Below are 21410 nucleotides of genomic sequence, written 5' to 3'. Positions count from 1 at the left end.
GGCGTTGTTGAATAAATCAAAATGAGCCCAATGGCTCCGTTCTGCCGTTAATTGTTAGAATTTTACAGACACCGGCATACCTAAATTGGTCATTCTGTTGAGTGCAGACGCACTAATCCACGCTTCTGTTTTTTGCTGTGGGACTGCACGCGCTTTCATGGCTTTGCCAAAAATGCGCTTGTAGCGTTGCACGGCAAGTTCGGCATAGTTGCGCAAACCATATCCTGTCTTCTTTTGCCAAGCAATGCGTCCATGCTGGTCAATCACTTTGATATGACCGTCTCGCTGGGTGTCGCCTGCAGCTGAACGGACAGCAGTCTTGTGTGGTGGAATGATCACTTGTGCATTAGGTTGCTGATTCAAAACCGCATGGGAAATCGGTTCGCCATCATAGGCACCATCGGCGATAAAGGTCTCAAAAGGCGTATCAATTTGGGCAAGCAAATCCGGGATTGCAGTGGGGTCGCCTATTTCAGGTGGGGTGAGTTCGCACGCCAACAGTTGATGATTTTCATCAACTGCAAGATGCAGCTTCCGCCATGTACGACGAGCAGGAACACCGTGCTTTTCCTGGTGCCATTCGTCCTTGCCGTAAACCTTGAGACCGGTTGAATCAACAATAACAAGACTACCCGGTTCCATCGCTTTGGTTAGGGTATGCCGAGGTAACTTAATGCTGCGCTTGGACAGGCTACTGAAGTCAGGAATGGTGATGTCAACTTTCATGATACCGGCAAGCGAGTTCATAAAACCTTCGGTTTGACGTAAGGGAAGATGAAAGACCTGGCGGATAAATAGAGTTGTTTCTATGGCGAGATTAGAATATTCCTGCGGCCTGCCGCGAGCTCCCGTTCTGGTGGGACGCCACTCAGCGATTGCCGCCCCCGTAAACCAAATCGTGATATCACCCCGTCGCCGCAATCCGTTGTTATACTCATGCCAGTTCGTCACTTTATAACGAGATTTTTCGATCTTATGACGGCGGCTCTCGTTGTGTTTGTAAGGCATTGGCTTCTCTGCAAGTGAAATCCTGCAGAATTATGCCAGATGTGCCATCTTTTTACCGACAGTTCGATTTATTCAACAACACCGGAAATGTACCCGCATGGCAGCATAAACGGTTCTGCTGAAAAAAAACGGCTATATTTGATTTTTCAGCCAGCTGTTCTTAAACAACGTTTAAATTCACTTTTCGTTAAAAATAATTTTTTGATGTGTGCTGGTTTTCATGGAGTCCGACGTTTTGTAAAATTTGGTCTAATCGGCTAGTGTCCACGAAACTGTGCCAAATATGTGTATTTGCGCTTAATGCGATAAAGCCGTTGCTCGCCGATAAGTTTAATTTATTCAACAACGCCATGGTGATTGTGAGCCCGTAGGCAAAGGTATTTCAGAACTCCGAATGTTCTTCGGGTCCGGATACCGAGTTTATTTTGGTGAAGATGCCGATAATATCGTTGTTCTATTGTGTGGTGGTGATAAAGACAGTCAGGACCGAGATATCAAAAGTGCTAAGGAATATTGGAAGGATTATAGAGGCAATGGCTAAAAAACGTACCTACAGAACATTGGATGAAACTGAAGAAATGTATTACCGTAATCATCCTGAAGAGATTGATGGTTATCTGTCTATTGCTTTCGAAGAATACGCAAAGGATAGTTGTACTGCGGCTTTGCTCTCTCAATTACGTATGATTGCTCGCGTCAAAGGTATCTCAGCATTAGCACAGGAAACAGGGATTACACGTAATGGTATTCAAAAAGCTCTATCAGAAGAAGGAAATCCCAGGTTTGAAAGTATTAATGCAATTATGAATGCTATGGGATACTGTCTTACACCGCAAAAATTAGATGTTCATGCGAAGTAGTGTTCAGGTTTAGAAAGCCGCAAACTTTTTACTGTAATTCGTTACCGATTTAACATAATATACATTATCGGCAATTGATATCGTAGGTGCTTTAGGAGAGAATCCGTTTTTTTGGGTAATTTCTGCTTTATGTTTCTGAACATTTTTCTATGTGGATCACTGAGTGATTTTCTAACTGTACGGTAAAAACAAGAATAATTTTTCATTATCGACATACATGTTTTTTCGGCATCGACATAATGCTAGTACTTGCACCCGTATAAAAACGTATGTCAAAAAGTAAATTCCTTATCTGCGAGACAAGCTAGACTTATTTTTTTGATACCCTTCTGGATCAAAAAAGGTAGCTCGAACAGTCCAATTTCCGTTCGGTTGAAGCTCTTTGACAGTCTTAGCACCCTCACTTTGAAAGTCATTGACTACTTCATCAACTTCATCATTTGGAATATCTGTCAACGCGCGTTCTTTTTGTGTAGGCAACATAGGTATAACTCCTGTATTTAAAGTTGAAGATCTTCTACAGCTTTCTTTCGGGCGTCAGAGAATGCTTTATTTCTTAGGAAAAATGTTATTGATTCCGGATCAATGCCGCTTATTTTTAGCCATTGCTTCAATCGATTTTCGTTAAATCTATCTACAACCCCATCCGGTTTCCAAAATTTTCGGAGCTTTTCGATTTCACTCGTCTCTGCTGTGAAGTCTCCGTGCAGTTCATCAAAGAAATGACGTTCGTCTTTGAAATCACTTGGTGCATACAATACCTTATGATTGAAATTGAGAGTGATGAAAAAGCACACTACCAAAAATACCGGGAAAAGCATAACGTACCAAACAAAAGTACTTTGCACCGCACCATTTAGCACTGGTAGAACCACTGTCGCAGCTATTTCTGCCAGTCCAGCAAAAATAGCTATCATAGTAAGTGGATTTTTCACTTGCTGAAGCGATTCTTTGATTCCCATGTTTTTAGTAATCCTTATATTCAATATCTATTCATTCCGAAAGCATGCCATATGTTTTTAAATTAAACTATTTCAATATTAAAAAATACATTTTGTTTCAGACAAGTATATAGCCCTACCATGTTAAAATCTATTCTGCTTAAGCATATTGAAACAGAATATTGATTATCATGTGGGCGTGTTCAAAGAATTTAAAATCACATCTCTAACCGCTTTAGAGCAATAATTTGATCGACTTGGAAAGCGCAATAGCTTAAAACCGGCAGTTACACATGCTTTCTCTACATAGCTGCTTTTGGCACGTGCTTCGCGCCGAATATGGTTTCGATCGTCCAGCACGATAACGGCAATTACTGAGAGTGTGCGCTTCTCACATAGGATGTAATCAAAATGTTTAGGGGGTATTCGATAGATAGCAGCATTACTATTTTGAATAGTAAAAATCTCATCCGGTGTAAGTACGTCATTAATACGCACCTTCGCAAATATTTCATAGTCTTTTGATAGGGATTCTTTTAACGCCACAAAAAAAGAATACTCGGTACTTGAAAGTATTTCCTCAAGAGATTCATATTTAGAATGTCTTGATTTGGAATGGAATTTGAAAGATGTAATTGTTTTAATAATAATTGTAATTATGTTCATAGCTAAGCACTATTCTTACAGGAAACAAATATGATTATCGGCATGGATCATATTACTTTAAAGGCTTTTGGATATGAATTGAGAAATAAAACAATGATTACATTCAATTGTTAGTGCATAAGAGTGAAGAAGTGTTTGCTAGATCCATCGAACTACCTCAAGACTTTCAACTACGATTTGTTTTCTCAACCTCTCTTTAAAGAAGAAAGAATGACTAACAAAGAAGCCTATTTACACAAAATGCACGTCCAGCTCAAAGATGTGGAGGTGTTAATATAAACGCGGTGAAAGGTACGATCTCGGGGCCTATGCTGATGCTCAAATCGATATGGATAGGTATATCCGCGAACTTGAATCAGATCGCGATGAAATGAAAAATAAATATGAAGCTGTGAAAAAATACAGCGAAGATTTAAAGCGCAATCAATCGTTTTGAAAAAGAAAATTTGATTAATAATACTGTACTAGCTAACCAAATGTTTTTCTGGTTGGGGAACATCAGTCTTGTCGACATTATGTTCTTTTGTTTTAAATTTAGCCCATACTAAATCATCCATATCGGCGTTCAGGCCATTATTTTCGTTACTGTTGTCAGCTGTCAGTACAAGCTCAGTATAAAGTGGAAAATGATCCGAACCGATGTTGCTGAGTCTTTTTAAATTCTGAAGCGAAAAGTGTTTGCTGTGAAACAGATGATCTAGCGGCCAGCGTAAGAACCAATAATCTGCATGAAAAGTATTAAACATGCCACGGCCTACTCTTGGGTCAAGTAATCCACTGATTTTTCTGAACAACCGCGTAGTTTCAGACCATGCCACATCATTCAAATCCCCAGTCACGATAACAGGTACGTTGGTATCGGCCACACTTTTGGCGACGATCACAAGTTCTGCATCACGTTCTGAAGATTCATCATTTTCAGTTGGACTGGGTGGTGCAGGATGTAGAAAATGAAGGCGGACTCTATCCCCGGATGGCAGAAGTGCTAGTGCGTGCATTGACGGCTTGTCCGGCTCGACAAGATATTCAATTTGGCTATTCATCATTAAAAACTTGGAATAGACATGCATGCCATAGAGATTATCCAGTGGGCATTTGATCGTGTAGGGGTAATCAGCTTCCAGAATATCCAATTGCTTTTGCCACCATATATCCGATTCCAGCGTTACCAGAATATCAGGTTCAAACTCACGAATCAGGGCAATCAATGCTTTTGCATTCCGATTAGTCATCAGGACATTGGCGGTAATAATTTTAATCCGCCTTTTGTTATCTGAATCGTTTGCTCCCTCCACTTCCAGCGGGAATCCTCGCGTATAAGGAACAATCCACCAAGCTTGGTAGGCTAAGCAAAACAATGCAATCACAATTATTGCCCATGTTTGAATCGATGATAAGTCGAGCAGCATCAATTCCAGGAAAAGTATAATCAGCAATGCCAGAAAAAGTTGTAATCTTGGAAAATCAAGACCGCGTATCCACCATGCTTCATGGCGACTGAACGGCAGTGTTGTCAGGATAACTAATATTACAGTTATGATCTGGAAGGTGCTTAACATTAGTTGAATTGTACCTAATTGCTGTAGAGGTTGCGGTCTGGTCTGACAGTTACCCAATTTGGCAAAATCCACTATCAGATTAAGATCATTTGCTCAAAGTAGTGATTTTATCCTGCTGAATCACGTTTTCATCAAATAATGTTTGACCATAGCACACTCTTCTTACATGAGTACAATCATCGTTGTAGCAAACTTGCTAATTATTCAGATCGACTTGTAAAGTGCTTTGACTGCCATAGCTCAAAGTGTGAGCAATTTGGATCTCCCGTAAGTTCGATAATCAGATCAAGTCTGAGCTACTACAAATAGGTATAGAAGCAGTTAAGATATTGAGTTTTTATTTTCGCATGTCAGGAAATAATTTTTCGTGTATTTCTTGTAATATATAAATTTCCTGTAGTGCTTCTACTGGAAAGCCCTGTCGGTTCCTATCTTTGTCAACAATAAGCAATTTATTGATATATTGATAGATTTCAATGTATCCCCAGTGTAATTTGAGCATTTCAGCGATTCTTGGATAATTCTTATCCAGTAACGATTCTTTATCGCCTAAAAAAGTCCCAAAATCATTAATCGAGTTTTTTAATGACATATACAATTACCTCCAGCATCCAAGTTTGTTTCAACGATTATAGTAGCTAATCCTTCATCAGAGTCTTTTAAATAAAACAGTTTCTATGCATTATTTCGCTCAAATACCGATCTATTGCAGTATAAAATACTTCTGTTTCAAACTGGAACGAAACATTAATTTTACAAATTTCAGAAAAATCACTTGGTCAGCGGCCAACCAATCAATAGAACCGTGACGGTGACAATGCCCGCGACGATATTCATCGGAATGCCGGCTTTGATAAAATCGGTAAAACGATATTCGCCAGGTCCATAGACCATCATATTGGTTTGGTATCCCAGAGGTGTCGCGAAACTAGCGGAGGCTGCCATCATGATGGCAAATACAAAAGGCACATTGTTCAAGTCGGCTTTCTCAGTGATTTCCAGTACAATCGGCAGCATTAAAAGCGCTGCAGCATTATTGGTAATGATTTCAGTCAGCAATGAAATAGTTATGTAAGTCAGAATTAACAGCACCCATGGTGTACCTCCACTGAGGTCAACAATATTTTCAGCAAGATATTTGGCAACACCGGTTTTTTCCAAGGCCATGCCCAGTGAAAACGATGCTGCGATCGTAATGATGACTTTTAAATCAAGACTTCTTTCGGCTTGATTGGCAGTGCAGCAACCGGAAAGAATCATCAAACCGGCACCCATCAACGCAGCATTTAGCATAGTAATCACTTCAAAGCTTGCGGCTGTGATTACGCCCAATAAAATCATCCAGGCAACATAAGCGCGCTCATGACGCGGCGTTTCCGTATTCAGGTCATTAACAAGCAAAAAATCCTTGTTATAGCGCTGTCGGGTTACAAAAGCCGGTCTTGCTTCCAGCAATAACGTATCCCCTGCTTGCAGAATAATACTTCCGAGATTACCTTTGATACGCTCACCGTTCCGCGCTACGGCCAAAACTGCCGCACCATAGCGGGCCCGGAATCGAGCATCGCGGATGGCATATCCCACCGCAGTACAATGCGGCGACACCACTGCTTCGACCAGGCGCCGTTCAGGATGCCGATCTGCAAAGGTTTGCGCTTGCCCTTCCTCGGCAGATGGGACAATGCCATTAATCCGCAGCAAATCTGATATTGCGTCGGTATCGCCGGCGAATACCAAACGATCCCCGCCTTGAAGCACTTCATCAGCAGTTACAACGGGCAATACAGTGCTGTTACGTTCAATTTCAATCAAATATACGCGCTGCAAATGCCTTAACCCGGCTTGTTCAATCGTTTTTCCGACCAAGGGCCCATCAGACGCGATGGAAACTTCCAGTGTAAATTCGCGTAGATTGGAGAAAGCCTGGCCTTGATTGCGGTCTGGTAATATTTTAGGGAAAAATAGCCACATAAATAAAAAACCAACTATCGCTACCGGTATCCCAACCGCAGTGATCGAAAATAAGGAAAAGCCTGGTCCACCGGTCAGTGCCTGATATTGGCCGTTGACAATCAGATTGGTGCTTGTTCCGATCAGTGTCACTGTACCTCCGAGAATTGCCGTATAACTCAGCGGGATCATAAGCTTGGAAGGTGAGACTCCGATTTTTCGCGACCAACTATAAATTGCCGGTATCATTGTAGCCACCACCGGCGTATTGTTAAGAAAGCTGCTCAAAAATGCAATCGGCCAGAACATGCGATTCAGCGCTGCGCGATGAGTCGCAGGTCTGCCCAATAACGTGTTGACCAGCAGGTCAATCGCACCGGACGCATGCATACCGGCTGCTACCACAAACATGCCCGCGACCGTAATTAAGCCGGAATTACTAAAACCGCTTAATGCATCGGAACTGCTCAGAATCCCGGTTGCACTCAATATCGTCAGCGCCCCAATCATGATTAAATGAGGCCCAACCCGAGTAGAAATAAGTGTTGCCAACACAGCAACACATAACCCTAAAGTAAACCAGCCTTGCCATTCCATATATTTTACGTTCCAAGCAAAAGTGTGAAATATACAGCAGTTAATACTATGAACATAAATAATTAATTATTATAAAGATATGATCACAACTTATATGCTGTTCCGCGCGAAGTGATTAGGGCATTGAATTCTTTATACTGTGAGGTTATCTGCTAATCAGATAAACTTACAAGGATAGCGATCAATATTAATTGATCAATTTGCTACTTATCGGCGTGAATTAAAGAAACTTTTGCCGGATTGATCATTTTAAGAAACACTGTAAGGACATCTTATGCGTGAAATTTTTATTGCAAGTTGGTTGATACTAGCCTTCACGACGTCTAGTTTTGCACATCAACACATTCGCCCGGGATTATGGGAAGTCACCACTCGTTCAGATCTTTTGGCATTAGTGCCACATATTCCATCAGAGCAAATGCAGCAACTCAGCGACCTCGCTCGTCGGTATGGCCTGAAGCTACCCGAAATTGAAAATGGCGCAGCTACGTCAAAAGTTTGTATCACCGAAGAAATGGCTAAACAGGAAATTCCTACTTACTTTTATGAAAATCGCTCTGGTTGTACAGTTAAAAATGCCTTCCGAACTGGTAACCGTTATCAGCTCGATCTGGTATGTTCCAATCAACATTTTCAAGGAGATGGCTTTGCCGAAGGTAGTTTTATCAATCCGGAAAACTTCACGGGAAATACCGAATTCGACAGTACCGTCGGTGGTAATCCGGTACATGCATCAGCTGAAACCTCAGGTCGCTGGGTAGGTGACCGCTGTACAGCGGTCAATCCCCTGCAATGAAAAATTGAATCGCAGTGCTTTACATCGACTTTTGAGACTTGGCATCTTCCTACCACTTTTCATCCCTGATGAGCGGAAAATTTATCTCATTCGATTGAAATTTTCGTGTAACTCGAAGGTGATAGCACGTGCAATGATTTGTTTACTTTTCAAGTAGCGGACTCATTGGGTATTCCAGTGCTTCTTTCATTGTCATCAGAGACAATACCGCTTCCCGTCCATCGATGATCCGATGATCGTAGGACAAGGCAAGATAATTCATCGGGCGTATCACAATTTGTCCATTTTCGACTACGGGTCGTTCCTTGGTGGCGTGGATACCAAGGATTGCGCTTTGGGGCGGATTGATGATCGGAGTCGAAAGCATGGAACCAAATACGCCACCATTGGTAATTGTAAATGTGCCACCGCTGAGTTCTTCAATGCTCAGCTTTCCGTTTTGTGCCCGTTTAGCAAATTCTCCAATCTGCAACTCAATTTCCGCCAACGTTAAACGATCTGCGTCGCGAATGATAGGTACCACCAGTCCACGAGGACTACCGACAGCGATGCCGATATCGTAGAAATCGTGATAAATGATCTCATTGCCTTCAATCGAGGAATTAATAATGGGATATTTTTTGAGTGCGGCTATGACAGCTTTGACAAAAAACGACATAAAGCCCAGTTTTATACCATATTCCTTTTCAAATTCAGTTTTGTAACGTGCACGGAGATCTATGATCGCTTGCATGTTGACTTCATTGAAAGTGGTAAGAATCGCCGCAGTAGATTGCGATTCTACTAGGCGTTCCGCAATTCGCTGTCGTAGCCGTGACATGGGAATTCTGCGCTCTGTACGCTCATTTGCTGTAGAAGTAACGATGGCTCCAGGCTTGGCTTCAATTTCCAAGGATGTGCTGGATTTACGCTGTACATACGCTTGTACATCTTCTTTGGTAATACGACCGCCCATACCGGTTCCTTTTATCGCGGTCATTTCTGTGGCTTTAAGGTTGATTTCCTCCGCTAATTTGCGCGCAGCCGGCATCAGCATGGGCGTTGCTTGATCAATATCTTCAGCATTAGAGTTTTCTGTTTTTTTCTCAGTAGTACTCACTGTTTCTTCAGCATCAGATTCTTTTGTACCTTTCCCAGTAGTCTTCGTTGTTTCTTTTTTTGCGGCGGTGATTGATTTATTATCATTCTCCGATTGATCAGGTTTAGTATCGTTAGCTTCGGTTTCAATCATGCCGATGACTTCACCACCGGTCACAATAGCGCCGTCATTTTTTAGCACTTTGGTCAATACGCCTGCACTGGGAGCGGGTAATTCCAGCACGACCTTGTCAGTTTCGATATCGATCAGATTCTCTGATCGATTGACATAGTCTCCCTTTTTTTTAAGCCAGGAAACTAGAGTAGCCTCAGCTACGGATTCAGATAACTCGGGTACTTTGACTTCGACTAGCATGATGTCCTCTTTCTAGATTTTATCTCTGAATGCTGCCACAATTAATTCATTCTGCGTAAATTTATGTCTTGCCATATAGCCAACGGCCGGTGAAGCTGAAGAAGCACGCAGTGCGTAGCCCAACTCCTGATCAGGCCGCATATGACGCAGCAGATAATGCTGGATGCGATGCCATGCCCCTTGGTTGCCAGGCTCCTCCTGGCACCAAATGATATCTTTGGCATTGTTGAAACGGTTGATTTCAGCTTGAAATTCCTCATGTGGGAACGGATACAATTGCTCCAGGCGAATAATCGCTATATCTTTAATATCGTGTTCATTTCGGTAAGCCAATAATTCATAGTATATTTTTCCGCTGCAAACGATAATCCTCTTAATAATTTCCAGATCCAAGTTGTCGGCTTCGGGAATAACCGGATAAAAATATCCATGCGCCAGCTCATCCAGACTCGATATCGATTCTTTATGACGTAGCATGCTCTTGGGGCTCATGATTATCAACGGTTTGCGTATCGGTCTGATCATTTGCCTGCGAAGCAAATGATACATTTGTGCGGGTGTCGAGGGTACACAGACCTGAATATTGTAATCCGCGCATAGCTGCAGAAAACGTTCTAATCGTGCGGAAGAATGCTCTGGGCCTTGCCCTTCGTAACCGTGCGGCAACATCATCACCAAACCGCATACACGCCCCCACTTGGCTTCACCCGAAGCGATAAACTGATCAATCACCACCTGAGCACCATTGGCAAAATCGCCAAACTGCGCTTCCCAGATTACCAATTCGTTGGGCTGCGTCGTAGCATAGCCGTATTCAAAGCCTAATACAGCCTCTTCCGACAGCATTGAATCAATCACGACGAAGTCCGGCTGGTCTGGATATAGGTGGCGTAACGGTATATAAATAGGTTCGTTTTGATCTTCAACTATCTGGTCATGCAAAACCGCATGCCGGTGAAAGAATGTGCCACGCCCCGAGTCCTGTCCGGATAATCTTACCGGGTAACCATCCTTCAGCAAAGTTGCGTAAGCCAGACTTTCCGCCATTCCCCAATCCAGCGGTAATTCTCCTTTGCCCATCAAACGTCGATCAGCAATTATCTTCTCCACCCGAGAATGCAGTTTAAAACCTTCAGGAATATCCGTCAGCCTTATGGCGAGCTGTTTCAGTACTTGCATCGCAACACCGGTTTTAATTCGCTTATTCCATTTAAAAGGCTTTAAGAAGGGTTCCCAATTGATAGCATACGGAGATTTATAGTCGTAAAAAACTGCCTTGTTTGGATTGACACCTTCATCCATGGCGTCAAGATACGCTTGAATGAGATTATCTGCATCTTCCTGCTTGATGACGCCTTCGGCGATCAGCTTATCGGCATAGCACTGGCGTGTACCGGGATGCTGGTTGATGATCCGATACATTCTCGGTTGCGTCACCATCGGCTCATCTTGTTCATTGTGACCAAGACGACGGAAACATACCATATCAATTACGACATCCTTATGAAATTTCATGCGAAAATCGAATGCTAGTTCAGCCACCATCACGACCGCTTCCGGGTCATCGCCATTGACATGAAAAATTGGCGCTTCAATCATTTTGGCGACATCGGTGCAATACAACGTGGAGCGGCTGTCGCGTGGATCCGATGTGGTGAATCCGATTTGATTATTAATGATAATATGAACCGTTCCACCGGTACCATAGCCGCGGGTCTGCGATAGATTCAAAGTTTCCATTACTACGCCCTGCCCCGCAAACGCTGCATCACCATGAATCAATACCGGCAACACGCGATCTCCCAGTTTGTCGTTTAACAGATGTTGGCGTGCACGCACTGAACCCTCGACCACGGGATTAACAATTTCCAGATGTGAAGGATTAAAGGCCAATGCTAAACGTACGATACCTTCAGGCGTTTTGATGGCAGAAGAAAAACCTTGGTGGTATTTTACGTCACCCGACGGCAGGTCTTGCGGTTGTTTTTCTTCAAATTCACGAAACAGATCGGCGGGCATTTTCCCCAGAGTATTCACTAATACATTGAGGCGAGCGCGATGTGCCATACCCATTACAATTTGTTGAATTCCCGCTTTCCCCGCACGGTGAATCAAGTTATCCAGCAACGGAATCAGACTCTCATTACCTTCGCCGGAAAAACGTTTCTGCCCCACGTAGCGAGTGTGCAGATAATTCTCCAGCCCCTCTGCTGCGGTAAGTCGTTCAAGGATATGATGCTTAACTTCAATTGAAAAACCCGGATTGGAGCGTTGCCCTTCCAATCGCGCCTGTATCCAACGTTTTTGCTCAACTGAAGAAATGTACATATATTCAGCACCAATCGAGCCGCAGTAGGTCTCGCGCAGGATCTGCAAAATTTCCCGCAACGAAGCACGATCAGGACCCACTAAGGAACCAGTATTAAATACTTTATCCATATCCGCTTCGGTAAGCCCGAAATGCGCAGGATTCAATTCGGGGATGGTCAATTGCTGCTTGAGCCCGAGAGGATCAAGATTGGCTTGATTAAGACCGAGACCGCGGTGCATGTTAATGAGCTGCAGCACTGCCACTTGCTTGCGATCATCAGAATCAATCGACATTACTTCCGGCAGTGCGGCTTGAATTTCTATGCCGGAAGATTTCATAGCCGTAGCAGTGGCAACATTATTCACTGGCGGTTTAGTACTAATTTGATTCTGCTGATTGGCCAGTTTATCGAAGTATTCACGCCAGGCTAATGCGACAGAATTAGGATTATGCAGATATTCTTCATAAACCGCTTCTATGAAACCAGCGTTAGTTCCAGACAAAAGAGTATCGTCCATCAACGGCTTGCTCATATATTTATCAAGAATAACTATTTTTGCGAAAACGAGATGGGAATATCCCGCATGACTGGGCCGGTATATAGCTGACGTGGGCGTCCGATTTTATAATCTGGATCAGAAACCATCTCACTCCATTGTGCCACCCAGCCAACCGTTCTTGCCATCGCAAAAATCGCGGTAAACATGCTTGTGGGAATGCCTAATGCGCGTTGCACGATGCCGGAATAAAAGTCGACGTTAGGATAAAGCTTGCGCGAGATAAAATAATCGTCTTCCAGTGCTATTTTTTCGAGTTGTAGCGCAAGTTTGAACAACCGATCATTATGTAACCCCAATTCATTCAGAACTTCATGACAAGTTTCGCGCATCAGCTTCGCCCGTGGATCCATGTTCTTGTAAACGCGATGACCAAAACCCATGAGCCGATAATTATCTTCTTTATTTTTTGCGCGCTGTATAAATTCATCAATGCGCGAAACATCGCCAATTTCTTCCAACATACGCAAGCAAGCTTCGTTTGCTCCACCGTGCGCGGGACCCCATAAGCATGAAATACCCGCAGATACACATGCAAAAGGGTTAGCACCGCTGGAACCCGCCAGGCGCACGGTCGAGGTGGAAGCATTCTGTTCGTGATCCGCATGTAAAATCAATATCCGATCTAATGCACGTACAATCACTGGGTTGGCTTCGTATTTCTCTGTCGGCACAGAAAACATCATATGCAAGAAATTTTCAGCGTAACTCAAGTGATTTTGCGGGTAAACAAACGGTTGCCCAATATTGTATTTATACGCCATCGCAGTAATCGTCGGCAGCTTTGCAATCAGCCGGAATGCGGATTGCTCACGATGTACCGGATCGGAAATATTCAATGCATCATGATAAAAAGCAGATAAAGCACCGACCACTCCTACCATCACTGCCATCGGATGGGCATCACGACGAAATCCACTATAAAATCGCACCAGTTGCTCATGCAGCATAGAATGGTTTTTTATTGCGTGATCAAATTCCGATTTTTGTTCAGGCATTGGCAACTCACCCTGCAGCAGCAAGTAACATACATCGATAAAATCACAATGCAATGCCAGTTGCTCGATCGGATAACCGCGATACAGCAAAATTCCTTCATCACCGTCAATAAAGGTGATCGAGGAATTATTACTAGCGGTCGACAAAAAACCGGGATCATAAGTAAACAAACCACTCTGTGCGTGCAGCTTACGAATATCGATCACATCCGGGCCCATGGTTCCAGATAAAACCGGTAGCTCGATAGGATCGCTACCATTATTCAAATTCAGAGTCGCTGTGTCTTCTTGTGCCATATTACATCTCCACAAATTGCAATAATAAACAGTGTGAATTGTTAACGATTTGACAGTATTAATGAAAACAATCCAAACCTAACTTTTTTGCAGTAATTCCAATACGTGTTGCCATTGCGTATCGCAATTGACTTGCTTTCCGCTGATCAGATTCCACAAGTCGTTATCCGACAATGTCAGTAATCGTTCAAATTGCAGTAAACCGGATTCATCAAGCTGCCGGTAATCTCGATCCATGAATCGTTGCAACACAATATCCAATTCAAGCATACCACGCCGACAACGCCAACGTGCACGCTCGAACGCTTTCATATCATTCTCTTGACCATCATGTCCTTGATTCTGCCGATTGCCTGAGTGGGATTCAAGCCTTTAGGGCACGCGTCAGCACAATTCATGATGGAATGACAGCGAAACAGCCGATAAGGGTCTTCCAGATTATCGAGTCTTTCAGCCGTTGCTTGATCGCGACTATCGGCAAGAAAACGATAGGCCTGCAACAAACCCGCCGGTCCGACAAATTTATCCGGATTCCACCAGAAAGAAGGACAGGCTGTTGTACAGCAGGCACATAAGATGCATTCATAGGCACCGTCCAAAGCTGCTCTTTCTTCCGGCGACTGCAACCGCTCTGTTTCAGGTGGAGGATCATTATTGATCAAATAAGGTTTGATCGAGTGATATTGCTGAAAGAATTGTGTCATATCCACGATCAAGTCACGAATCACCGGTAAGCCGGGTAAAGGACGTATTTCAACCGGTTCTTTCAAGGTCTTAAGCGGCGTAATGCACGCCAATCCGTTGCGTCCGTTGATGTTCATCGCATCCGACCCACACACACCTTCGCGGCAGGACCGACGTAGACTTAAACTGTCATCAATTGACTTGATGCGCAACAACGCATCCAATAGCATTTTGTCGGTTGCCGCCAGCGGAACGTCGTAATCCTGCATGTAAGGCTCTTCATCTTTATCGGGATCATAGCGGTAAATTGATAACTTCATTGGCTGACTCCAGTGGTTTTGAATACTGCCTATAGTCGATAGAAATCATACAAAATATTACGAAGTATACAGATTTGAAATCAGATTAGCATGATTTGGTTTGGCATTTTAGCTCGCAGAGCACACTAAGCGTAAGCGAAATATATCAAATAGCGGCGCACAATGTCTCGGTTTATGAATAAGATCGATGCATCAGCAATCTGTTTTGCGCGAATCAAAACAGAGTAAAAATACAAAAAGAATAGATTCGGGTAAAATATAACGCTAGGCTCGTATGACCGGGCCGGTGTCAAACGATTGAAATAATCGGGTTTTACCAACAAACCATAATGAATAATTTATAGAGGAAAATATTAGATGAATTTTAGAAAATATAGTATCGCTTGCATGGTTGGCCTGTGTTTCTCTCTGGTCGGTTGCGGCGGAGCACCCGAAGCCAGTCTCGTGAATTGCGCAGGCAAAGGATTGGAATCCTCTCTTGCAGATTTAAAGGATAACGAAGTTGCACGACAAGCATTTCTCGATCAATGTGATGCTTTGAAAAAATAGAGTTAAAGCAGCATACTTATAGACATTCGAGCTCAACCCCAGAGATAATCTCTAGACTTGGGGTTGAAGTCAATTTCAACAAACAGTGAATCGGATCTCGGTATCAGACTCACCTTTTATAAGAGCAGATTGAATAGATGAAAAAATGTTAGAAAGTTTAGCATTGCTGCATCAATTTCACCGCCTACTTCAGTAGCTGATTTTTAATCATATAGCGGATCAGCACGCTTATTGACTTGCATAACTTCCAGGGTAATTTCGCAGATGACTTGACACTCGTTTCTCCTGCATTGGTATGAATAATTGCTGTTGATTGTGTTGCATCGTAGGAGATGCGTTTGGGTTGATTTTGGACAGCGTTTCAACACCATGTACAACAACTAATATAATTGGCTTGTTCCACAAGTATGTAAACTACAGAGTTCAGCGCCGGGTTACCACATTTTTCATTTGAAGTAACAGTTGACTGCTATGCGAAAAGGTCAATGAGCTAGCAGGCCATTATAAAAACATAAATATTAGATGTATTTCTTCGCTTTTTCCAAATGCCTTCTATACGGATATCATGCACTGTTCATTGATATACGCCTTGATCACCTGCACATTCGCGTCTTTTATCACAAAACGCTGCGGAAGACTCTCAAGATTCTCTAAATCGGACGGACGTTCCGGTTCACGGCCAATTGCTTCTACGATGCTTTCAGAGAATTTGGCAGGTAATGCAGTTTCCAGGCAAATTAATGGCACATCTGCCTCACGGTGAGCTTGTCCGACATTCAAACCGTCTGCCGTGTGCGTATCGATTAACAAGCGATAGCGCCGATAAATGTCTCGAATGGTTGCAATCCGGGCTGCGTGATTGCTGGTGCCGGATACAAATCCGTAATCCTTGATTGCAGAAAATAATGGTGTAGTTGAAAGATCAAAGGCATTGCCTTTGTCAACGGCTGACCATAATTCAGTCACCTGCTCCGCATTTCTTCCAGTCAGGTCGAAAATAAAACGCTCGAAGTTGGAGGCTTTGGAAATATCCATCGACGGACTACTGGTGTGCCGAGTTTCCGTCGTAGTACGAGGACGGTACACACCGGTTCGGAAAAATTCATCGAGCACGTCGTTTTCATTGGTTGCCAGAATCAAATGCTTGATTGGCAACCCCATCATACGGGCTACATGTCCGGCGCAGATATTACCAAAATTGCCGGACGGTACCGCAAACGAAACCTGTTCGTCATTATTCTTAGTCGCGGCAAAATAGCCTTTGAAATAGTAGACAACTTGCGCCACGATGCGTGCCCAGTTGATCGAATTGACTGTGCCGATGTGGTGTGCTTGTTTGAAGGCATGATCGTTGCTGACAGCCTTGACGATATCCTGACAGTCATCGAACACACCACGAATGGCGATGTTGAAAATATTCTTATCCTGTAGCGAAAACATTTGTGCGGTTTGGAAGCGGCTCATTTTTCCATGCGGAGATAGCATGAAAACTCGAATTCCGTGTTTACCGCGCATGGCGTATTCGGCGCTGGAACCAGTATCACCTGATGTTGCGCCGAGGATATTTAATTCGACACCGGTTTTAGTCAATTGATATTGGAACAAATTGCCCAGCAGCTGCATTGCAATATCCTTGAATGCCAACGTCGGTCCATTGGATAATCCTAGAATATGAAAGCCAGGTTCCAGGGTTTTCAAGGGTGTGATATCGGCACTGCCAAAAGCTTCGGCAGTATATGTTTGATAGATCAGATTGCGCAGATCGTCAGCCGGAATATCGTCAACAAAGCGTAACAGAATTTCGTACGCAAGCGACGGGTAACTTAACTCTCGCCAGGCATTCAATTGGGTTGCTGTGACTTTGGGGTAGGCTGAAGGCATCGCCAACCCACCATCCGGCGACAGGCCGCTCAAAAGAATTTCTGAAAAAGATTTGGGGGGCATTCCGCCGCGGGTAGAAATATAACGCATGCTTGATTGTAGTTGGTTTTAAGTAACAGCAATAATTTTGCTTGCCAGATAACGCCTAAAAACGCTGGAAAAGTCGATATCTATATCTTTAATTGTTTAATTCTTCGATGCGTATGCGGATCACTTCGCTTGTCACCACGGATAACGATTCAATGCGCGCAATTGCTGCATTAATATTCTTCTCAACAGTCAAGTGTGTCAGCATGATAATGCCAACATTATCGGATTCATTGCTGGCTTCCTTCTGGATCATAGCGCTGATTGAAATATTATTGTCTGCCACAATGCGTGTAATTTCAGCCATCACTCCCGGTTTATCGATTACTTGCATGCGCAGGTAATATGATGTTTCAACTTCTTCCATCGGAATAACCGGCGTATCGGATAATGAATCCGGCTGGAATGATAAGGTTGGAACGCGATGCATCGGGTCAGCGGTTTGCATGCGGGACACATCGACCAGATCTGCAATTACCGAACTGGCGGTTGGCTCAGCTCCAGCTCCAGCTCCATAGTATAGCGTCGTGCCGACTGCATCACCGTTGACGACAACTGCATTCATCACGCCCTCGACGTTGGCGATTAAACGCCGCATTGGAATTAATGTGGGGTGCACACGTAATTCAATGCCTTTTGCCACACGTTTGGTAATCCCCAGCAGTTTGATCCGATAACCGAGTTCTTCAGCATAGCGGATATCCTCGCCAGTCAGCTTGGTAATTCCTTCGGTATATACTTTGTTGAATTGTACCGGTATGCCAAATGCAATCGCCGACATCAAAGTGATTTTGTGTGCAGCATCAATACCTTCAATGTCATAGGTAGGATCAGCTTCGGCATAACCAAGCTTTTGTGCTTGTGCAAGAACTTGCTCGAACGACAATCCCTTTTCGCGCATTTCCGACAAAATAAAATTGGCTGTGCCATTGATGATCCCGGCTATCCAAGTAATGCGATTTGCCGTCAGTCCTTCGCGCAGCGCTTTGATGATCGGGATCCCACCCGCCACCGCAGCCTCAAAAGCGACAATTACGCCCTTGGCGCGTGCCGCAGCAAAAATTTCAGTACCGTGATTCGCCAGCAAAGCCTTATTAGCTGTCACCACATGTTTGCCATTGGCAATTGACTCCAGAATCAGATCTTTGGCAATGGTCTGACCGCCGATCAGTTCCACCACGATATCGATGTCAGGGTTTCTCGTGATCTCATGAGCATCAGCGGTTACGGTTACTCCGGAATCCGCTAAACTTCGGGCCTTATCCAGATCTTTGTCGGCTATCATCTTAACGACAATTCCCCGGCCCGCACGACGCGCGATCTCTTCCTGGTTACGCTTGAGAACAGTATATGTGCCACCACCAACGATGCCAATTCCTAATAAACCAATGTGAATGGGTTTCATAAATTCAAATAAAAAAATAAACAATTAGATTGATGCGTGATTATAGGGGTCAGCTGGTGAGAAATAAAGTCAAGGCACTTAATGATTAAGTACCGTGACGCTTGCGGTAGTGTTGCAAAAAATGTGCAATGCGACCGACAGCCTCAGTCAAATCATCCGCATTGGGCAAAAACACCACGCGAAAATGATCCGGCTTCATCCAGTTAAAACCAGTCCCCTGCACTATTAAAACCTTCTCTTCGAGCAAAAGTTCCAATGCAAATTTTTGATCATCTTCAATCGGATAGATCTCTGGATCCAGGCGCGGAAATAAATATAACGCCGATTGTGGCTTAAAACAAGTTACGCCGGGAATATCAGTCAACAATCTCCACGCCACATCACGTTGGCGCATCAAGCGACCTGTAGGCAAAGTTAAGTCATAAATACTTTGATAGCCCCCCAATGCGGTTTGAATCCCAAATTGCGACGGCACATTCGCGCACAATCGCATGGAAGCCAACATATTCAATCCCGCAATATAATCTCGTGCATGATTTTTTTCGCCCGACACCACCGCCCAACCGGAGCGGAAACCAGCTGCGCGGTAATTTTTAGATAATCCGTTGAATGTCACAAACAAAACATCCTCAGCCAACGACGCGATCGAGGTATGGGTTGCTTGTTCGTATAATATCTTGTCGTAGATCTCATCCGCATAAATGATCAACTGATGTTGCCGGGCAATTTCGATGATCTCGAGCAGTAATTCATTAGGATAAAGTGCGCCAGTGGGATTGTTGGGGTTGATAATAACAATCGCACGTGTCTTGGGTGTAATTTTGGCGCGGATATCATCCAGGTTTGGCAACCAACCCGACTCTTCATCGCACAGATAATGTTTAGCTACACCGCCAGAAAGCACAACTGCTGCTGTCCACAAAGGATAATCGGGCATCGGAATTAGTACTTCATCGCCATTGTCCAGTAGCGCCTGCATCGCCAAAACAACCAGTTCTGATACTCCATTGCCAATAAAGATATCATCCAATTGCACATTTTTAATCTGCTTTTCTTGCGTGTAATGCATGATCGCCTTGCGCGCGGCAAACAGCCCTTTTGAATCGCAATAACCGGAAGCATCCGATAAATTACGAATTACGTCCTGCAGAATTTCTTCAGGCACATCAAAACCAAATGTAGCCGGGTTACCGATATTCAGTTTAATAATGTGATGACCTTCCTCCTCCATCTGACGAGCGCGCTCAAGCACCGGTCCGCGAATGTCATAACAAACGTTTGCCAGTTTTCTGGATTTTAAAATTGGGCGCATGATAATGGAATGGAAATGTTTTGCGAAGTTTGAATAGCAATCGACGTCTTAGAAAAACAAAAAATGCAAAATTTTTATAATTAGTTTAGCGTAACATTATATACGCTAAACACGTAGTCATACGTCAAACTTCTGGCAGTGAATTAAAGCGGATCTCACATACCACTGACTAAGCTGATGGCTTGATTTGGTCGCCGCATCATGGTGTCAATAAATAAGGTAATCCTCGATATAACCGAGGATTACCTTATTTATTCAGTGTTCTGCTCTGCCTTATTTCTGCGGCAGCAAACGTGAAGTAATAAACTTAACATTCAACAAGCTCAGCACTACAATAATCAACCAATTATCATTCACACTGAGCTTGTCACAAGATTGAAACAGATTATCGTAGGTTTAATGTACTGTTGCAGCTTCTTTTTGCTCGCATGCCAGATTAGCACAATATGTTTCATGGATTCCATCCAGGAAACCCCATAGTGCATCGCAAGCTTCTTGGGTTGCAGCCAAAACTTCCGCTTGTTTTTCAGGGTTATCGGCAAACCGCTCGATGATTGCCCATTCAGCTTGTGAATGATAAATATCAGCTTTCTGGTGTACTGAGAAAAATTCATAATCCTCAGGATTCTTCATACCATAAAACTTAGCCAAGCCATCAATTTTTACCGCTGCAATGTCTGGCACTTGTGATTCGAATGCATGCAACGCAGCAAGTCCTGCATAGAACGGCCTATTTAAGCAAATATCTCGGAACGTGGAGACAAGATTCTCGGTAGTCGGTAATGCTGCTGCATTCGCCAGGATCTTGTCATTTGCACCCAACGCAAAGGCAAAATTTTTCCATAATGCCGGATGGTTCTTTTCGCCATGTTCTTCATCAATCAGATTTTTCAAAACCTCCTGGCGCACGCTGATATCACCGCTATTTGATTCCGAATGGATATGTGGCGTATTGAAGTGCACAGCACTCAAATAAGTGGGTTCAGCCAGTACATTATAGAAATATTGCTCAGCGTAATGACGTAATTGCTCCTTAGTTAGTTTGCCTTCAGTCCAGGCAATATAGAACGGGTGTTTGAGCAGATGCTTTTCGCTGATAATGGCAGTTATTTTTTGTTTGAGAATGGTATTGGTTGTCATGATTACTCCTTTTAAACCGTGATGGATAAAGTGTTGCAT

20 protein-coding genes are annotated in these 21410 nt (G+C 43.5%); 4 read left to right on the top strand and 16 right to left on the bottom strand.

What is annotated here, in order from left to right:
• Window positions 1–54: 54 nt before the first annotated feature.
• Window positions 55–951: an IS5 family transposase gene (locus tag C7H79_RS09015; RefSeq protein WP_172592393.1), complete on the bottom strand. Its 897-nt coding sequence runs from the start codon at window positions 949–951 to the stop codon at window positions 55–57.
• A gap of 394 nt (window positions 952–1345) precedes the next feature.
• Here C7H79_RS09015 and C7H79_RS09005 point away from each other — a divergent pair, with 394 nt between their 5' ends.
• Both C7H79_RS09005 and C7H79_RS09000 read left to right on the top strand, forming a co-directional pair.
• Window positions 1346–1549 carry a type II toxin-antitoxin system RelE/ParE family toxin gene (locus C7H79_RS09005; RefSeq protein ID WP_106706947.1) on the top strand — a complete coding sequence of 68 codons (204 nt, stop codon included), beginning with the start codon at window positions 1346–1348 and terminating at the stop codon, window positions 1547–1549.
• A complete protein-coding gene (locus C7H79_RS09000; RefSeq protein ID WP_106706946.1) occupies window positions 1542–1868 on the top strand; it encodes an addiction module antidote protein in 327 nt (108 codons plus the stop codon). Before C7H79_RS09005 ends, C7H79_RS09000 begins: the two co-directional genes overlap by 8 nt.
• Before the next feature lie 288 nt (window positions 1869–2156).
• On the opposite strand, the gene C7H79_RS08995 is transcribed toward C7H79_RS09000, so the two are convergent.
• From C7H79_RS08995 to C7H79_RS08970, 6 genes are all read right to left on the bottom strand, one after another.
• Window positions 2157–2351 carry a VOC family protein gene (locus C7H79_RS08995; RefSeq protein ID WP_106706945.1) on the bottom strand — a complete coding sequence of 65 codons (195 nt, stop codon included), beginning with the start codon at window positions 2349–2351 and terminating at the stop codon, window positions 2157–2159.
• A gap of 17 nt (window positions 2352–2368) precedes the next feature.
• The gene (locus tag C7H79_RS08990) at window positions 2369–2830 is read right to left on the bottom strand and encodes a hypothetical protein (RefSeq protein WP_106706944.1); all 462 of its coding nucleotides are present in this window, start codon (window positions 2828–2830) and stop codon (window positions 2369–2371) included.
• A 168-nt stretch (window positions 2831–2998) separates the two neighbouring features.
• Window positions 2999–3475, bottom strand: coding sequence for a DUF2726 domain-containing protein (locus C7H79_RS08985; RefSeq protein ID WP_106706943.1), 477 nt, complete (start codon window positions 3473–3475; stop codon window positions 2999–3001).
• A 464-nt stretch (window positions 3476–3939) separates the two neighbouring features.
• Window positions 3940–5034 (bottom strand): endonuclease/exonuclease/phosphatase family protein, encoded by a 1095-nt coding sequence (locus C7H79_RS08980; RefSeq protein ID WP_106706954.1) that lies wholly within the window; start codon window positions 5032–5034, stop codon window positions 3940–3942.
• Window positions 5035–5371: 337 nt separating this feature from the next.
• Window positions 5372–5626 (bottom strand): hypothetical protein, encoded by a 255-nt coding sequence (locus C7H79_RS08975; protein WP_106706942.1) that lies wholly within the window; start codon window positions 5624–5626, stop codon window positions 5372–5374.
• A gap of 179 nt (window positions 5627–5805) precedes the next feature.
• Window positions 5806–7581, bottom strand: a complete 1776-nt coding sequence (locus tag C7H79_RS08970; protein WP_106706941.1) for an SLC13 family permease — start codon at window positions 7579–7581, stop codon at window positions 5806–5808.
• Window positions 7582–7855: 274 nt separating this feature from the next.
• On the opposite strand from C7H79_RS08970, the gene C7H79_RS08965 reads away from it, so the two are divergent.
• Window positions 7856–8377, top strand: a complete 522-nt coding sequence (locus C7H79_RS08965) for a DUF3617 domain-containing protein (protein WP_106706940.1) — start codon at window positions 7856–7858, stop codon at window positions 8375–8377.
• A 142-nt stretch (window positions 8378–8519) separates the two neighbouring features.
• Here C7H79_RS08965 and odhB read toward each other — a convergent pair whose 3' ends face one another.
• From odhB to C7H79_RS08940, 5 genes are all read right to left on the bottom strand, one after another.
• Window positions 8520–9830, bottom strand: a complete 1311-nt coding sequence (gene odhB, locus C7H79_RS08960) for a 2-oxoglutarate dehydrogenase complex dihydrolipoyllysine-residue succinyltransferase (RefSeq protein ID WP_172592392.1) — start codon at window positions 9828–9830, stop codon at window positions 8520–8522.
• 12 nt (window positions 9831–9842) lie between these two features.
• Entirely contained in the window at window positions 9843–12674 is a 2832-nt protein-coding gene (locus C7H79_RS08955) for a 2-oxoglutarate dehydrogenase E1 component (RefSeq protein ID WP_106706938.1), read from the bottom strand.
• A gap of 17 nt (window positions 12675–12691) precedes the next feature.
• Window positions 12692–13993, bottom strand: a complete 1302-nt coding sequence (gltA, locus tag C7H79_RS08950; protein WP_106706937.1) for a citrate synthase — start codon at window positions 13991–13993, stop codon at window positions 12692–12694.
• A gap of 78 nt (window positions 13994–14071) precedes the next feature.
• A complete protein-coding gene (locus tag C7H79_RS08945; RefSeq protein WP_106706936.1) occupies window positions 14072–14305 on the bottom strand; it encodes an FAD assembly factor SdhE in 234 nt (77 codons plus the stop codon).
• On the bottom strand, window positions 14302–14997 hold the full coding sequence (locus C7H79_RS08940; protein ID WP_106706935.1) for a succinate dehydrogenase iron-sulfur subunit: 696 nt from the start codon (window positions 14995–14997) through the stop codon (window positions 14302–14304). The genes C7H79_RS08945 and C7H79_RS08940 overlap by 4 nt, the downstream gene beginning before the upstream one ends.
• A 357-nt stretch (window positions 14998–15354) precedes the next feature.
• Between C7H79_RS08940 and C7H79_RS08935 the strand changes: the two genes are divergently transcribed.
• Entirely contained in the window at window positions 15355–15546 is a 192-nt protein-coding gene (locus C7H79_RS08935) for an entry exclusion lipoprotein TrbK (protein WP_106706934.1), read from the top strand.
• A gap of 552 nt (window positions 15547–16098) precedes the next feature.
• Here C7H79_RS08935 and thrC read toward each other — a convergent pair.
• From thrC to C7H79_RS08915, 4 genes are all read right to left on the bottom strand, one after another.
• Window positions 16099–17517: a threonine synthase gene (gene thrC / locus C7H79_RS08930; RefSeq protein WP_106706933.1), complete on the bottom strand. Its 1419-nt coding sequence runs from the start codon at window positions 17515–17517 to the stop codon at window positions 16099–16101.
• Between the two features lie 88 nt (window positions 17518–17605).
• Window positions 17606–18919 carry a homoserine dehydrogenase gene (locus C7H79_RS08925; protein WP_106706953.1) on the bottom strand — a complete coding sequence of 438 codons (1314 nt, stop codon included), beginning with the start codon at window positions 18917–18919 and terminating at the stop codon, window positions 17606–17608.
• Window positions 18920–19004: 85 nt separating this feature from the next.
• On the bottom strand, window positions 19005–20231 hold the full coding sequence (locus tag C7H79_RS08920) for a pyridoxal phosphate-dependent aminotransferase (protein ID WP_106706932.1): 1227 nt from the start codon (window positions 20229–20231) through the stop codon (window positions 19005–19007).
• A 396-nt stretch (window positions 20232–20627) separates the two neighbouring features.
• A complete protein-coding gene (locus tag C7H79_RS08915; RefSeq protein WP_106706931.1) occupies window positions 20628–21371 on the bottom strand; it encodes a 4-aminobenzoate synthase in 744 nt (247 codons plus the stop codon).
• Window positions 21372–21410 lie beyond the last annotated feature (39 nt).

This window comes from Nitrosomonas supralitoralis (genome assembly GCF_003011925.2).
Classification (GTDB): domain Bacteria; phylum Pseudomonadota; class Gammaproteobacteria; order Burkholderiales; family Nitrosomonadaceae; genus Nitrosomonas; species Nitrosomonas supralitoralis.
This window is presented reverse-complemented; position numbering and strand designations above follow the sequence as displayed.